We start from the raw sequence: 16739 nt of genomic DNA on the forward strand, positions 1-16739 counted from the left end.
TTTTCTTTTTAGTTTATCATCACTGAAAATTCAGAACATTCTTTTAAAAGTTAACAATTCACGTTATAATAACATTTAACTTGGTGAAGAAGGGGAGAAGAGAAATGGATGTTGCAAAGGAACTTGTTTTGTTAAAAAATCAGTTAGTTGAGTGGAGAAGGCATTTTCATAAGTATCCAGAGTTATCTTTTCAAGAAGAAAAAACATCGCAGTTTGTGTTCGATATACTTCGGAAATTTCCATGTTTAGAAGTGTCACGACCGACTAAATATAGTGTGATGGCAAAGTTAGTAGGTAAACATCCGGGCAAAACAGTTGCGATTCGCGCCGATATGGATGCTCTTCCTATTCATGAAGAAAATGAGTTTGATTTTATTTCTACATATAAAGGTGTAATGCATGCATGTGGTCATGATGGACATATAGCGATATTACTTGGGGTTGTATATAAGTTAGTAGAAGAAAGAGAGAAGATTAAAGGGGAGATTCGTTTTCTATTCCAACATGCTGAAGAGAATTTTCCTGGTGGTGCAGAGGAGATGGTTGCTGCAGGTGTAATGGAAGGTGTGGATTATATTATTGGTGCTCACCTTTGGGCGTCGTTAGAGGTTGGGAAAATAGGTGTTATTTATGGTCCTGCAATGGCTGCACCGGATGTTTTTAAAATTAAGATAGAGGGAAAAGGTGGACATGCTGGAATCCCTCATGAAACGGTGGATAGTATTGCAATCGGAACACAAGTCGTTTCGCAACTTCAGCAAATTGTATCTCGCCTCACGAATCCATTAGATTCTCTCGTAATATCTGTTACGCAATTTCATGCGGGGACAACTCATAATGTAATACCAGAGCAAGCCGAGATTGAAGGGACAGTGAGAAGTTTAAGACATGAATTACGAGGTGAAACAGAGAAGAAGATTGAGCGGATTGTGAAGCATATTACGGAATCTTACGGAGCGAAATATACATTTTCATATGAATATGGGTATCGACCAGTTGTAAATGACTATGAAGCTACAGAGCTTATTGAACAAACGGCCTTACAACTTTATGGAAGGGATAGAGTTGTTCGTTTACAGCCGACGATGGCTGGAGAAGATTTTTCAGCGTTTTTACAAAAGGCACCGGGGACATTCTTTTTTATCGGAGCGGGAAATAAAGAGAAAGGTATTATATATCCTCACCATCACCCTCGTTTTACGATTGACGAAGATGCATTACCGATTGGAGTGGAAGTCTTTGTATCAGCCATTATGAAATTTATAAGTAAAGGAGAATGAGATGAAGAAAATACACATTCTAGCGCTTATCCCAGTTCTTTGTTTAGTAGTTGGGCCAATATTTGCGAATTCAGTTACTCCTTACGTATTAGGGATGCCATTTTTATTATTTTGGGTATTATTATCAGTGTTTATTACATCTTTTTGTATGGGGCTTGTGTACGTGTTTGATCCTGCTAATAAGGAGGATGTAAAATGACTGCATTACTTATCATTATTTTATTTTTGTTTCTCGCACTATTTTTAGGGATTCGGGCACAACATGGAAAAGATATGAATTTAGAGCAATGGTCAGTTGGGGGAAGAGGGTTTGGCACTATTTTTGTTTTTCTCCTTATGGCAGGTGAAATTTATACGACGTTTACATTTTTGGGAGGAAGTGGCTGGGCGTATAGTAAAGGAGCACCTACCTTTTATATTTTAGGCTATGGCGCTTTAGCTTATCTTTTATCGTATTTTTTATTGCCACCGATTTGGAAGTATGCGAAAGAGCATAACCTTGTTTCACAGTCGGATTTTTTTGCGAAGAAATATAGAAGTAAAGCGCTTGGGATTATTGTTTCAATTGTTGGTGTTGTTTCCATCATCCCATATCTTGTTTTACAGTTAAAAGGACTGGGAATTATCGTTTCAGAAGCTTCTTACGGAAGGGTGTCACCTGTTGTTGCGGTTTGGATTGGTGCTATTGTTATAACTATATATGTAATGGTTTCAGGTATACATGGTTCGGCTTGGACGGCCGCTTTGAAGGATATTATGATACTGTTTATCGTTATGTTTTTAGGTATATATTTACCGTATCATTATTATGGAGGATTTCAGCCGATGTTTGAGGCTGTAGAGGCAGCGAAACCGGGATTTTTATCTTTACCTGAAGAAGGAATGAGTATTTCTTGGTTTGTTTCTACTATTATATTAACGGCCCTCGGTTTCTATATGTGGCCTCATACATTTGCTTCTGCTTTTTCTGCAAAAAATGAAAAAGTATTTCGTAAAAATGCAGCAATTATGCCATTGTATTCTTTAGTTTTACTTTTCGTATTTTTTGCAGGATTTGCTGCTATATTACAGGTTCCGGGATTAAAAGGAGGGGATGTAGACCTTTCATTGTTCAGACTTGCTCTTCAAACGTTTGACCCTTGGTTTATTGGAATTATTGGTAGTGCGGGAGTATTAACGGCATTGGTTCCGGGTTCGATGCTTGTTATGGCGGCTTCTACATTGTTAGCGAAAAATATTTATCGAACGATAGTTCCAGCTGCTTCAGATAGACAAGTTGCTAAGATGGCAAAATTATTTGTGCCTGTAGTAACGCTCGTGGCAGTTTTATTTACATTTAAAGGAGGAGAAACGATAGGAGCGCTTCTATTAATGGGATACAGTATCGTTACACAACTTTTCCCTGCACTTGTATGTAGTTTGTTTCCACGTCAAATTATTACGAAGCAAGGAGCTATTGCAGGAATGGGAGTTGGGCTATTAGTGGTCGCATATATTACCTTATCTGGTTCAACTATAGCCACGATGTTTCCGAGTTTCCCGCAGTATATAAAAGATTTGAATGTAGGTATAGTCGCATTGCTAATTAATATAATTGTGATGTTTGGAGTCAGTGGATTTACAAAAGGTGTATTTATAAAGAAAAACACTATAATAGTGGAAAAGTAATTCGTTTATCCCGCATTAACAAGCAGTAAGACCCCCACCTCAAAATTCAGCGGAAGCAAAGAAGTTAGGTGGGGGCCCTGCTGCCTGTAAAAGCCCGATTGGTGAGGGTTGATTAAAGTTTTACTTTATTAGAGCTATCTTTGAAAAGAGATAGCTCTTTTTTGTATATATTTTCTTCAATTAGCGGAATCTAACTAAAAACTTGTTGAAAAGGAAGTTAGGTGGGGAAATTGTTAGAGCTTGAAGGTAACTTATTTGAAGTTATGAAAGAAATTAGGGATGAGTTAGGTTCACCTAATGATTTAACAATTAGAGAAGTTGCTCTTGCTGGGAGTTTTACACGTTGTGCGGTTGTATTTTTATGTGGGTTAACAGACAAGGATAATGTTTATAAATATGTAGTTCGTACTCTTCAATATGAAGAAGTGCAAAATGAAGCGGCTGTCGTTCAGACGTTATTGGATCGTTTTATTTCTATTGCGGAAGTGGGTAAGAAGACAACATTTCCGGATATTATAAATGCGATTTTAGCGGGAGATACAGTTATATTAATTGATAATATTCAAACCGCTATCATTATTAATAGTAGGGCTTGGGAGAAGCGAAGTTTAGAACCACCAGTGACAGAAGATTTAATACGTGGACCGAGAGTTGGATTAAATGAAGATATTAATGTGAATAAAATGTTAATCCGACGCAGCTTACGCGATCCAAAGTTGAGGTTCCAATCTTATATTATGGGGAAGCGATCGCAGAAAGAAGTAACCCTAGTATATATAGAAGATATTATTAATCCTCACATTGTAAAAGAGTTAGATCGCCGTCTTCAATCAATAGTGACAGATGTCGTTTTGGAAACAGGTACGATTGAACAATTAATTCAGGATAATAATTTATCCCCATTTCCACAGTTTTTGAATACAGAGAGGCCTGATAATATTATAGCCTCATTAGCGAAAGGGAAGGCGGCCATTTTAGTAGACGGATCCCCGTTTGCTCTTATTGCACCACTTGTGTTTGTTGATATTTTTCAATCTGTAGAAGATCATTACGAGCGCTGGGTGATTGGAACGTTATTAAGATTTTTACGTATGGGTTCAGGCATAATTGCGGTTTTGTTACCAGCTATGTATGTAGCACTTGTATCTTATCATCAAGGACTTATTCCTTCTAAACTGGCTTATTCAATTGCAGGTGCGAGGGAAGGTGTTCCGTTCCCAGCATATATTGAAACGTTAATGATGGCCTTGACTATGGAATTAATACGAGAAGCTGGAATCCGATTGCCCAAACCAATGGGACAAACGATAGGGATTGTAGGAGGTCTTGTAATTGGAGAAGCTGCGGTAAATGCAGGGATTGTAAATCCGTTTTTAGTTATTATTATTGCAGTTACTGCGATTGCTACGTTCTCGCTTCCTGTATATAGTATTACGATTACGTTCCGGATTTTACTTTTCGTCTTTGTATTAGCTGCAACTGCTTTTGGGTTGTATGGAATCATTCTAGCTCTGATTGCACTTGCTGTTCATATTACAAATTTAACAAGTGTTGGTATACCGTATACAACTCCAATTGCTCCTGCATTTTATAAAGATTGGAAAGAAGAATTTATTCGCATACCAAAAGCGATGTTGAAAGATAGACCGGAGTACTTACAAACAAAAGATTCTACAATACGTCCAAAGGAGCGAAAATAATTGAAACCATTTGAGTATGGCGATGAAGAGATTGGATCTCGGGAAATTGGGTTTGCGGTATCATCGACCATTATTGGTATAGGGGCATTGTCTATGCCAAGAGATATTGCTAACCAAACTTTATTTTCGGACGGTTGGATTATTTTGCTTTTGGGTGGATTGATCTGTGCAGTTTTAGGCTGGTTTGTGACGAGAGTGGCTATCTTATTTCCGAAACAAAATTTTGTTCAATATACGAGTGCGCATTTGACGAAGCCTGTTGCATACACAATTAGTAGCATTTTAGTATTAACGTTTGCTGCTTTGACAGCGTATGAATCGCGAATGATTTCAGTTATTTCTCAAACGTATTTATTTAGTGATACACCAATACAACTACTGTCTTTTTTCTTCTTATTAGTTGTTATTTATGGAATAGCAGGATCAAGAGCAGCCTTATTAAGGTTAAATGTTTTATTCTTGCCTATTGTTTTAATTGCGATAGTACTTCTTTCTTTATTGAATATAAATTTAATGGAAATAAATAATTTACTACCAGCTTTTCAAACGAAAGTAAGTCAATATGCTGTTGGAGTTAAAAATTCTATTTTTACGTTTATTGGATTTGAAGTAGCGTTATTTTATGCGGTTTTGCTGAATGATAAGACAGCGAAAAAAGCGCCAATGGCAGTTGCGAAAGCGGTGATGGTAAACGTGCTGTCATACATTTTAATTTATGTAACTTGTATTAGTGTTTTTACTTATATGACAACACGTGGATTGACATATCCAACAATTGAATTAGGGAAAGAAATTGAAATTGGTGGAGGATTTTTAGAAAGGTTTGATGCGATTTTTTTTACGACTTGGATTATTACTATTTATAACACGACAGCAATGTATTATGACGTTGCATCTTTATTGTTTTGTGCTATGTTTCCGAAAGTGAAGAAACATATTTTTATTTTCGTAAGTGCCCCAATTATTTTTATGGCGAATATGATACCTAGTAGTTTGAATGCTTTATCAAGTTATGGGACTTATTTAGCTTGGATAGATATGGGGTGTGTTGTGTTAGCACCTTTGCTCGTTTTAATTGTATATAAAATAAAAAGAAGGAATGGTGGAAATGAAACACCTTCTTAAAATTATAATGGTTATGGCTTTAACTGGATTTATGAGTGGGTGTTCTGAGTTAGAAGAGATAGAAGAAAGAGGATTTGTAGTAGGAGCGGCTTACGATATCGTGAAGGAAAAGAAAGCGAATCCAATTATGAAAGGGACCTATCAGATGGTACTCCCCAGTAAATTGTCTCAACAGGGTGGACAAGGGGGTGGGGATAGCGAAAATTATATTAATGTTAGTGCAAAAGCAGATAGTGTATTTGAACAAATAAGAATAATCGCTAAAAAAATTAGTCGTACGTTATTTTTCCCTCATATACAGGTGATTATTTTCTCTGAAGAATTACTTTCACATCCATACATTTTACAAAATACGTTAGATGTATATATTCGCGATCATGAGATGAGAAGAAATATTCGTTTGTTCGTTTCTAATAAAAATGCCGAAGCTATTTTAAAACAAAGTGCCAAGCCTGAAAATTTACCGGCGCAGTATATTGATATGTTAGCTGAACACCCTCCGAAAAATGCCCAAATGATTGAGGCTGCAAGAATTGGTGAGGTACAGGAAAAGATGATCTCTAACCGAAGTTTTGTATTACCTATTCTTGAACTAACAAAACAAGGGGTACAAATGAACGGTGCAGCATTGTTTCGTGGAAAGGATAATAAGTGTGTAGGCAATTTGAGTGGGGAAGAAACAGTAGGGATGAATTATATAATAGGTAAAAAAATTGGAGGTTTTTTTACCATCCGTAAAAAGAATCAACTTATTACATATGAAATTCATAAGTTACGTCGAAAAATTAAAGTATCCACAACGAATGCTACAAAACCAAAGTTTGATATTCATTTATCTCTGGAAGGCACATTGGCTGAGTTGCATTTTAGTGATCATAAAAAGGTTTTGAGTGAAAAGCGTTTAGAGAAGGATATATCGGAAGAAATGGAGAAGCGTATTCAAAAATCAATTAAACTTGTTCAAAAAAAATATAAGGTAGATGTACTAGAGTTAGGGGAAGTGTATAAGCGACATAATTATAAAGAGTGGAAAAAGGTAAGTAAGAATTGGGATCAAGGCGAAAATTACTTTAGTAATGCTGAAATTACTGTTCATGTTCATCCAACAATTGAACATTCAGGTTCAGCTTTACCGAAAAGAGTGAAATAAGGTGATGAAAGTTGTTTACTGGATTAGGAATTAGTTGCACGATATTAATGGCAGTTCTTCCAGGAACTATATATTTTATTCATAAAAAACTCACAACGTATGGAGCACAGCCGTGGAATACTGATGTGCAAAAAAAGAAACCTGAATAATTTCAGGTTTCTTTCGTGCAAAGCATATGTGAAGGGGGATACCTTCTATGTATGCTTTGCTTTATACAAGCCCTAACCAATGTACCAATTGTGTAGAGAGGAATGTAACAACAATGGCGATAACGGTAGGGATTGCAAACGATAAGAATGTCCATTTTGCACTTTTTGTTTCTTTGTATATATTAACAAGTGTTGTTCCGCACGGGAAATGAAGAAGTGAGAACAACATTGTGTTTAACGCTGTTAACCAAGTCCAACCATTTTCTAGGAATAGATTTTTAATTTGATTAAAATCATCTATTTCAGTTAAAGCCCCAGTTGATAAGTAAGACATTAATAAAATTGGGATTACAATTTCATTAGCGGGTAGTCCAAGAATGAATGCAGCTAGAATAAACCCGTCAAGTCCTAACATTTTAGCAAATGGATCTAGGAAGTTTACAAAATACATAAGTAAGCTTGTGTCACCGATAAAAATGTTAGCAAGTAACCAAGTTAATGCAGCCGCAGGGGCAGCAACAACTATAGCTCGTTTTAAAACATAGATTGATTTATCGAGTGTTGCGCGAACAATTGTATTCCAAACTTTTGGCTTGCGGTACGGAGGTAACTCAAGTGTGTAGTGAGTTGGAACCCCTTTTAAGGCTGTTTTTGATAGTACCCAAGAAACGGTTAATGTCATAATAACACCAATTACAACCATTCCAACTACAACACCAGCAGTAACCAATGTTTGCATACTGCCTGTATAACCAGCAGCCATAAATAGTGAAGCCATTAAAATTAACATAGGCCAGCGACCGTTACAAGGAACGAAGTTGTTCGTTAAAATTGCTAGCATACGTTCACGTGGTGATTCAATGATACGTGTTGACATAATGGCTGCTGCATTACAACCAAATCCCATTGCCATTGTTAAAGATTGTTTCCCGTGTGCGCCGGATCGTTTGAATAAGCGGTCCATATTAAACGCGACACGTGGTAAGTATCCGTAGTTTTCTAATAGCGCGAACATAGGGAAAAAGATTGCCATAGGTGGTAACATAACGCTAATAACAGCACCGATACCACGGAACAAACCAAGTATTAAAATGCCATGTAACCATTCAGGTGCATGCGCTGCTTGGAACCAAGATGTTAAATATCCTTCGGCCCATCCGAAGAATTCGGCAATCATATCAGATGGTACGTTAGCGCCTGCAATTGTAAGATAAAAAATAATAGATAAAATACCGAGCATAATTGGGAATCCCCAGATTGGAGATGTGAAAATTTTATCTAGTTTTTCGGAACGATATAATTTATCAGTATTTGTATATTGGACAGATTCTTTACATATGCTTGCAGATGTTCGGTAAATATCTCCGACTATATCATCTCGTATATCTTCTTTTGAAAGTGTTTGTGCATGTTGAATAATATAGTCTAATGGAAGAGCTTTACTGGCTGAGTGAGATTCCATTAATTACGACCTCCCTTACAAGTGGTTCATTATGGTGTTTTTGAAGTGTAGTTAAGAAATTTTTATCTCCATCTAATATACGTAACGCAATCCAACGTGCTGGATACGTATCACCGAACACTTTATAAATTTGTGGTTCTAATTTCTGAATCATATTTTCGATTTTTTCGCTGTAAGTAATTTTAATTGGTGTTGGAATTAGTTTTTTATTTGCTACTCTTGCAATAACATTTAGCAAATGACCAATACCTACTCGGTTACGTGCTGAAATTTTAACGACAGGTACACCAAGTGATTTTGCTAATTTCTTTTCATCGATAACAATCCCTTTTTTCTCGGCTTCATCAATTAAGTTAATGCAAATGACTACATTATTTGTCATCTCCATCACCTGGAGTGCTAAATTTAAATTTCTTTCCATAGCAGTTGCGTCTATAACAACTACAGTTACTTCTGGTTTTTCAAATATAATATAATCCCTCGCTACTTCTTCGTCTGCGGAATTTGAGTATAGTGAGTAAGTTCCCGGTAAATCTATTAATGTATAATTACTTCCGTTATGTTCATATTCTCCTTCAGCTTTTAAAACAGTTTTTCCCGTCCAGTTTCCAGTATGTTGTTTTAAGCCTGTTAAAGTATTAAATAATGTACTTTTCCCTGTATTCGGGTTACCAGCTAAAGCGATACGATGTTTGCTCATCTGAAATCATCTCCTATTAATACCCCGAAAATAAGGGAGCTTTCTTCTTTACGCAGTGCAATAGTTGTGTTGCTCACTTGATAAGCGACCGGATCTCCAAGTGGACTGCGTTGCAATACTTTAATCGTCGCCCCTGGGATAAATCCCAAATCTAATAAGCGTCGTTTCATAGTTCCTTCTAATTGTATCTTCTCAATTTGTACAAACTCTCCTATTTTAAATTCGGAAAGTGGTTTTATATTAGCCGATACCATAAAAGTTACCTCATCTCTATATTTTTAGTTTGAGTTTAAAAAGTTTCCTTAGGTAAACTTTTTGTTAGTAATATAGTAGACTACATTGGATGATGCTGTCAATTGGTACTTTAAAAATATTCATTTAATTTTAGAATTGTTCCAATTTATTTAGTTGTACTAAAAAATATTACTGAAATTCTTTTTTATGTGCATCAATTAGGCATGTAAAAGTTACAAAATACAGCGTAATTGTAAATGTAACTTTAATTAAAAGGGAAAAAGAGAGAAAAACATTTACATTGGATTTACATTGTTAAGAATAAATTTACATTACAGCTTAAATGGTGTGGATTTTGTTGGGTTCTTTAACTATAAATGTTGGGATTCCTAGTTTTTAAGGATTATTATCGTCATTTACTTAAAATTAAAAATTGCTTAACACTTACATAATATTATTGTCCTACAATGAATTTGTGTTCGAAAGAAGTAGACAAATGTGAAAAGTGATAATCCAAATGGGGGTACAAGACATGGTTATGAAAAAGGGTATTAAATTTTCTTTAGCAGCTTTAGTGGTAGCGGGTTCATTAGTGGGATGTGGAAAAGCAGAAGAGACATCAGGTAAAGATGCTAAAGGAAACGATAATGCAAAACAAGAATTGTCAGGTACGATAGCAGCTGCAGGCTCTACAGCACTTCAACCTCTTGCAGAGGAAGCCGGAAAGAAATTTATGGAGAAAAATTCAAACGTTTCTATTCAAGTGCAAGGTGGCGGTAGTGGAACTGGAATTAACCAAGTAGCTTCTGGTGCAGTCCAAATTGGTAACTCAGATGTTCCATCTGCAGATAAAATAAAAGATGCTAATAAGGCGAAAGAATTAGTAGATAACAAGGTAGCGGGTATTGCATTCGCACTTGTCGTAAATAAAGATGTAAAAGTTGATAACTTAACAGTACAACAAGTACAAGATATCTTCACTGGAAAAGTAACAAACTGGAAAGAAGTAGGCGGGAAAGATGAAAAAATCAACGTGATTAATCGTCCAGCTTCTTCTGGTACACGTGCTACATTTGAAAAAACAATTATGAAAGACGCGAAAATCAATGATGGAACTGGTACTACACAAGATTCTAACGGTGCAGTAGAACAAGCAATTAACTCTACTCCAGGTTCAGTAAGTTATTTAGCGATGTCTTACATGGTCGGCGAGAAAAAAGGTGCGCTACAAACAGTAAAAATTGATGGTGCTGAACCGAAAGTTGAAAACATTGCGTCTGGTAAATATCCATTTTGGTCTTACGAGTACATGGTAACAAAAGGTGAGGCAAAAGAAGCAACAAAAGCTTACATTGACTATGTAAAAGGTAAAGATTTTGAAAAGCAAGTAGAAGATATGGGTTATATTCCAATGTCTAAATTAAATAAGTAATAAAATTTATGGGGCTGGCTGCAAGGCCAGTCCTGTTCATTTCAATTTATGAAGTGGGGTCTGTCCTGTGATGAAGGGGAAAAAACAAATTAATTACGTAAAAAGTGAATATATAGGAAGATCACTTGTTACGTTTTGTGGTATTTTTATTGTTTTAATTACATTAGCTATTATTGCGTTTATTTGTGGTAAAGGTATTCAATCTTTTACACAAAGTGGTATCTCATTTACTGAGATGTTAACATCGACAAAATGGAATCCAAATGCTGATCAAGGATCCTTCGGGGCTTTAATTTTCATTGTAGGTTCAACGGTGGTTTCGTTAGGTGCGGTCATTATTAGTGCGCCAATTGCTATAGCTCTTGCTATATTCATGAATTTAATTTCGCCAAAGTTTGGAAATAAAGTATTGAAGCCTGTTTTAGAATTATTAGTTGGTATTCCCTCGGTTGTATACGGATTATTAGGGGTTACGATTTTAGTGCCACTATTACGTGATTCGTTTGGGGGAGTGGGCTTTAGTTTAATTGCGGGTATTGTTGTATTAAGTATTATGATTTTGCCAACTATTGCTAGTATAGCTTCTGATGCAATACGTTCTGTTCCATTTGATTATTTAGAAGCTTCTTATGGTCTAGGGTCAACGAAATGGCAAGCGATTAGCCGAGTAATTGTTCCTGCTGCGAAGAAAGGGATTTTAACAGGTGTTGTTTTAGGTCTAGCGCGTGCTTTTGGCGAAGCGCTAGCGGTTCAAATGGTAATCGGGAATACGATTAAATTACCAGAAGGAATATACAGTCCGACAGCGACGTTAACTGGTATTTTAACAATGGACATGACAAATACATTAAACGGAACTGCTTGGAACAATGCGCTATGGACTTTAGCAATGATTTTACTTGTTATTTCATTCCTGTTTATTTTAGTAATTCGAGCGATTGGGCAAAGAGGTGAGCGATAATAATGAATGCAAGAACGGTAAATAAAGTTTGGACAGGTATCTTTTATACGATTGCAGCTTTAGTTGTAGCTTTGCTAGTGTTCTTAGTGTTTGAGATTTTACAAAAGGGATGGGGTTTTTGGGATCCTAATTTCTTGTTTGGAGAACCAAGCAATACAAGAGCTGGTGGTGGGATTGGTCCGCAGTTATTCAATTCCTTCTATATGCTTGTTATAACGCTTATTATATCTATTCCTCTTGGATTAGGTGCTGGAATATATTTAGCAGAGTATGCAAAGCAAGGACGTTTTTTAAACTTTGTTCGTTTATGTATCGAGACAATGGCATCTTTACCTTCTATTGTTGTTGGTTTATTCGGTTTGTTAGTGTTTGTTACAATGACTGGTTGGGGATATACAGTAATGGGTGGTGCCCTTGCTTTAACTATTTTAAACTTACCGGGCTTAACGCGTGTTTGTGAAAATGCGATTTCAGAAGTTCCTTCTAATGTGAAAGAGGCAAGTCTTGGGCTAGGTGCAACGAAGTGGCAAACGATCACTCGTATTATTATTCCGTCGTCATTACCACAAATCATTACAGGTGTTATTTTAGCTGCGGGTCGTATATTTGGTGAAGCAGCGGCATTAATTTATACAGCGGGTTTAACATCTCCGATTTTAAATTCAGCAGCGGACTTCTCAAGTCCTGCTCATCCTTTAAATCCATTTAGACCAGCTGAAACGTTAGCGGTTCACATTTGGAAGTTAAATTCTGAAGGAATTATCCCGGATGCGAAGTTAATTGCGACAAAATCTGCAGCTGTATTAATTATTATGGTATTACTATTCAATGTTATTTCACGCTTAGTAGCATCTATATTACACAAGCGCTTTACAGGAACGAAAAGAAAAAGTAAAACGACGAAAAAGGTAAAAGCGGCATAAATTATAAAGAAGAACTCTCTACTTATAAATAGGGGGTTCTTTTGTATTTTAATTATAGAAGGAAAGGGCGTAACGATTGTTGAATTTGTGATTAATTATATAGACGAACAGATGTAATTTAGATTGTGGATTCTAGTGAATCTCTAGAACGGTATGCGGAAAAAATGATGGATTATATGAGTAGGTAGAAAAAAAGGGTTATCTTCATTCGTGAAGATAACCCTTTTCTTTTAAATATCAGGTGTTTCTGTAGAAGTGCTTATTTTTCTACGGGAGCGTCTTTTTCTCCCGATTTTATCTAATAGTTCATACATAACTGGAACAACTACTAATGTAAGAAGAGTTGAGACTGCCAAACCACCGATGACAACGACGGCTAAACTTTTTGATACCATACTCCCTGCTTGGGATTGGCCAAATAGAAGTGGGAGCATAGCAACGATTGTTGTAATAGCTGTCATAATAATTGGGCGTAGTCTAGTAGAACCTGCTTCAAGTAAGGCTTCTCTTGTTTCCATTCCGTGTTCCCGATTTTGTTGGACTCTTTCTATTAATACAATAGCATTTGTAACAACAATCCCGATTAACATTAATGCGCCGATTAAGGAATTTACATCAACAGGTGTTCCTGAAATGATTAATCCTAAAATACCGCCGACAGCAGCTAACGGTAAAGAGAATAGGATTGCAAAAGGAGCACGTGCTTGCCCGAAGGTGATAACCATAATTAAATATACAATCCCTATTGCAATCCCCATAATTTTGAATAAATCTGTAAAATTCTCTTGCATAGATTCAGTAGCTCCTGCGATATTTACTTTTGCACCACTAGGTAAATCTAAGTCAGTTATCGCTTTATTTACTGCTGTGTTTACTTTACTCAAATCTTCATTTGAAGCTTCGGCTGTAATTTGGATTGTTTCTTTTCCGTCTTTATGGAAAATTTCTGTTTGCGTTTGTTTTTCTGAAATAGTTGCGATGTCTTTTAAAGGTATTGGGCCATTAATAGGTGATAGTATGTTTGTATTTAAAATATCTTCTTGTTTATTAATGTTTTCTTTTTTGTGTTCTATCATAATAGTAGTTTTTTCATTATTAATTGTAATTTCGCCAATAGGTGATTTCTTCATAAGGAATGCTACTTGTTGCGCAGCTATTTCTGGTGTTAAACCTAGTTGTTCAGCCTTTGTTTGATCAATATGAATTTGCCATTCTTTCTTAGAGTCTTCTAAATTTGTTTTTACTTTAGAAAGATCATCCATGCTTTTTAGTTTTGTTTCAACGATAGTAGCCGCCTCTTTTAAATCCGCTTCGTTAGTAGCTGTTACGTTAAATTGTAAGTTATTGCCGCCGCCAGAGCTTGAATAACTTGTTTTTATATAATCAAGTTCAGCAGGCTCAAAAGTTTTATTTTCCTTTTTTAACTCTTTAATATATTGATCAATATCAGAACCTTTTTTAAAGACTACGAATATACTAGCGAGGTTATTTTTAGTTGTTTGCCCCCATTGTGCATCTTCTGCGCTAGATCCCATTCGTAAAATAACGTCTGTTATATCCGAATTAGAAAGTAATTTCTTTTCAAAATCAAATGCTTTTTGTTTTTGAGATTCAGCATTATAATCGGCTGGAAATGTCATGTTAATAGATAACATTGTGTCGTCTTCAGATTTTATGTTTGCTTTCGGTAGTAATATATAGGCCGCAATTGATCCTACAAATAATAAAAATGAAGTAAGTAGAATAATGAATTTATGAGAAAGAGCCCACTTTAATGTAGCGACATATCGTGATGAAGAACTTGGCTTTCGATGCTTTGTTTTTTTGAGTAGTAAAAAAGCCATAAGTGGAACAACTGTTAGTGCAACGATTAAGGATGATAGTATAGAATATACAACTGCTAATACCATAGGTAACATTAATTTTCCGATTGCTCCTGATACGAGGCCGATAGGTAAAAAAACAGCGACCGTTGTTAAAGTAGAAGAAGTAATTGCGACTGCGACTTCTTTCGTTGCATCGAGAATGATATCTTTAGAGAAAGAATCTTTTTGTAAACGGCGGAAAATATTCTCGATGACAACGATACTATCATCGACGAGACGCCCAACCGCAACAGCTAAACCACCGAGGGTTAAAATGTTAAGTGTAATGTTAGATTGATGTAGTAAAAAGAGTGTTAATAAAATAGATAATGGAATACTGACAACAGCGATGAGTGTTGTTCGGAAGTTACGTAAAAAGATTAAGATAATTAGAGTTGCAGCGATTGCTCCAAGTATTACTTCTTTTCCCATGCTAGTAACAGCATTTTCAACTTGTTCATGGGTTGAAGCCAAAAGTTTAATAGAAAATTGATCTTTATATTCCTTATCTATCTCTTTAACTTTTTTATCAATCTCTTTTCCAATGGCAACTGCATTTTTACTCGGTTCTTTCATGATGATTAATCCTGTGCCTTCTTCTCCGTTTATATGTGAAATTGTATCGTAGTGTTGTTTAATTTCAATTTGAGCAATGTCTTGCAATTTCACTTGGGGTGCCACAGTGATGTTTTTAATGTCATTTACATTTTTTATGTCCCCAATGACGCGGAGGTTGTATTCTTCCTGATTAACAGTAATTGCCCCAGCTGGAGTAGAAGTTTCTTTTCCTTGTAAAACAGTTAGTACCTGCTGTGATGTTACGTTTTTGTTTTTTAATTGGTTCGGATCAAGTACGATAGATAATTCAGAGGTGGATTTTCCGAAAAACATAACGTTGGCAACACCATCAATGTTTTCGAGTTGTGGTACGATTTCTTTTTCAATTTGTTTTTCATCTGCTTTTGAAAAACCGTTTTGTTTCTGGATAGTAATTTGAGCGAGTGGAATCATAGAAGTGTTTAATTGACTAACTACGGGCTTGGTTACATCTTTAGGTAATTTAATTGTATTGACGGCTTTTTCGACTTCGCGTGCTGCATCTTTCATGTTTGCTTTTGATGTATACGTAATGTCGATACGTGATAATCCCTCGTATGTAGAAGAAGTAATGGTGTCGACGTGTTCTAAATTGCGAAATTGTTTTTCGAGAGGATCAGTTACATCCTTTGTCATCGTTTCAGCGTCGAGTCCTTGAGATAAGGTTGTGACGGTAATTGCCGGATTGTCGATACTTGGTAAAAATTCCATAGGTAATTTAGAGCCGGAATAAACACCGAGTATGGAAATGAGAAAGATCATGATGATAATGGCAGCTCGGTTTTTTAATGAAAACTTTGTTAACCTATCCATAAAATAATTCCTCCATTGGTTTATTTATAGTTGAGTGCGTCCTTTCTTACTATATAACAAAAAATGGATATTTTTCATTAATTAAATGTAAAAAAATTCTAACAATGCCCTTGAGTTTATATTAGGATTGGAATGTTGTTAATTTGTAGGGGGGAATTTTCGAATGAGAAGGAAGGGGATAATGCGCGCGAGTGGCTGTTTAATGTAGATGGGATTTTTTCTTACGGCTAATTTGTATAGTTATTTTATAGAAGGATAATTATTATAAACCTTAATATAGAAGAGAATGAAAATTTGGGAAGGTATTGTGAAATTTAATTTAGTTGAATGAAGTGTAGTAGTATACAATCAGAATAACTATTTTTAGTAGAGAGGATAATAGTTATTTCTATAGAAGAAAGTAGGATAGATAATTTTTTTTATTTTTATAAAAAAACACTTGTTATTTAAAAAGTGTGATGGTATATTAATAAACGTCGCTGATGCGGAAACGCAGAAAACGACAAAAAAGAAATTTTAAAACTTAGTTGACATCGAAAAATGAAGATGTTAATATGATGAAGTCGCTTCTGAAGCGGCGGACAAGTTCTTTGAAAACTGAACGAAACAAACAACGTGAAACGTCAATTTTTATTTTAGATGCTAGACAAACTAACTTTATTGGAGAGTTTGATCCTGGC

General features: G+C 35.7%; 14 protein-coding genes. 10 read left to right on the forward strand and 4 right to left on the reverse strand.

The window, feature by feature from the left end:
- The first annotated feature begins 104 nt into the window (after positions 1–104).
- The 7 genes from ACK1U5_RS26055 (at position 105) to ACK1U5_RS26085 (ending at position 7072) form a co-directional block, all read left to right on the forward strand.
- Positions 105–1280 carry an amidohydrolase gene (locus ACK1U5_RS26055; protein WP_000382089.1) on the forward strand — a complete coding sequence of 392 codons (1176 nt, stop codon included), beginning with the start codon at positions 105–107 and terminating at the stop codon, positions 1278–1280.
- A 1-nt stretch (position 1281) separates the two neighbouring features.
- Positions 1282–1479 carry a DUF3311 domain-containing protein gene (locus ACK1U5_RS26060; RefSeq protein WP_000719833.1) on the forward strand — a complete coding sequence of 66 codons (198 nt, stop codon included), beginning with the start codon at positions 1282–1284 and terminating at the stop codon, positions 1477–1479.
- Positions 1476–2948, forward strand: a complete 1473-nt coding sequence (locus tag ACK1U5_RS26065; RefSeq protein WP_000125933.1) for a sodium:solute symporter family protein — start codon at positions 1476–1478, stop codon at positions 2946–2948. The genes ACK1U5_RS26060 and ACK1U5_RS26065 overlap by 4 nt, the downstream gene beginning before the upstream one ends.
- Positions 2949–3169: 221 nt before the next feature.
- Positions 3170–4648, forward strand: coding sequence for a spore germination protein GerLA (gerLA, locus tag ACK1U5_RS26070; RefSeq protein WP_002004436.1), 1479 nt, complete (start codon positions 3170–3172; stop codon positions 4646–4648).
- Positions 4649–5773 carry a spore germination protein GerLB gene (gene gerLB / locus ACK1U5_RS26075; protein ID WP_000802004.1) on the forward strand — a complete coding sequence of 375 codons (1125 nt, stop codon included), beginning with the start codon at positions 4649–4651 and terminating at the stop codon, positions 5771–5773.
- Positions 5757–6923 (forward strand): spore germination protein GerLC, encoded by a 1167-nt coding sequence (gene gerLC / locus ACK1U5_RS26080; protein ID WP_113710806.1) that lies wholly within the window; start codon positions 5757–5759, stop codon positions 6921–6923. The genes gerLB and gerLC overlap by 17 nt, the downstream gene beginning before the upstream one ends.
- Positions 6924–6934: 11 nt before the next feature.
- Entirely contained in the window at positions 6935–7072 is a 138-nt protein-coding gene (locus ACK1U5_RS26085) for a hypothetical protein (RefSeq protein ID WP_000493997.1), read from the forward strand.
- A 61-nt stretch (positions 7073–7133) separates the two neighbouring features.
- On the opposite strand, the gene ACK1U5_RS26090 is transcribed toward ACK1U5_RS26085, so the two are convergent.
- The 3 genes from ACK1U5_RS26090 to ACK1U5_RS26100 are packed head-to-tail and all read right to left on the reverse strand — an operon-like array spanning position 7134 to position 9488.
- Positions 7134–8534: a nucleoside recognition domain-containing protein gene (locus ACK1U5_RS26090; RefSeq protein ID WP_000443602.1), complete on the reverse strand. Its 1401-nt coding sequence runs from the start codon at positions 8532–8534 to the stop codon at positions 7134–7136.
- Complete coding sequence (locus tag ACK1U5_RS26095; RefSeq protein WP_000033870.1) at positions 8512–9234, reverse strand: FeoB small GTPase domain-containing protein; 723 nt, start codon at positions 9232–9234, stop codon at positions 8512–8514. Before ACK1U5_RS26095 ends, ACK1U5_RS26090 begins: the two co-directional genes overlap by 23 nt.
- Positions 9231–9488, reverse strand: coding sequence for a FeoA family protein (locus tag ACK1U5_RS26100; RefSeq protein ID WP_000252982.1), 258 nt, complete (start codon positions 9486–9488; stop codon positions 9231–9233). Before ACK1U5_RS26100 ends, ACK1U5_RS26095 begins: the two co-directional genes overlap by 4 nt.
- A 512-nt stretch (positions 9489–10000) precedes the next feature.
- Here ACK1U5_RS26100 and ACK1U5_RS26105 point away from each other — a divergent pair.
- The 3 genes from ACK1U5_RS26105 (at position 10001) to pstA (ending at position 12784) form a co-directional block, all read left to right on the forward strand.
- Entirely contained in the window at positions 10001–10900 is a 900-nt protein-coding gene (locus ACK1U5_RS26105; RefSeq protein ID WP_000245116.1) for a phosphate ABC transporter substrate-binding protein PstS, read from the forward strand.
- Between the two features lie 70 nt (positions 10901–10970).
- Positions 10971–11861 (forward strand): phosphate ABC transporter permease subunit PstC, encoded by an 891-nt coding sequence (gene pstC, locus ACK1U5_RS26110; protein ID WP_000676676.1) that lies wholly within the window; start codon positions 10971–10973, stop codon positions 11859–11861.
- A 2-nt stretch (positions 11862–11863) separates the two neighbouring features.
- Entirely contained in the window at positions 11864–12784 is a 921-nt protein-coding gene (gene pstA, locus ACK1U5_RS26115; RefSeq protein ID WP_000994155.1) for a phosphate ABC transporter permease PstA, read from the forward strand.
- A gap of 230 nt (positions 12785–13014) precedes the next feature.
- Here the strand turns inward: pstA and ACK1U5_RS26120 are convergent, their stop codons facing one another.
- Positions 13015–16059 carry an efflux RND transporter permease subunit gene (locus ACK1U5_RS26120; protein WP_113710805.1) on the reverse strand — a complete coding sequence of 1015 codons (3045 nt, stop codon included), beginning with the start codon at positions 16057–16059 and terminating at the stop codon, positions 13015–13017.
- Positions 16060–16739: the final 680 nt, after the last annotated feature.

The organism is Bacillus sp. XB1, assembly GCF_053557995.1.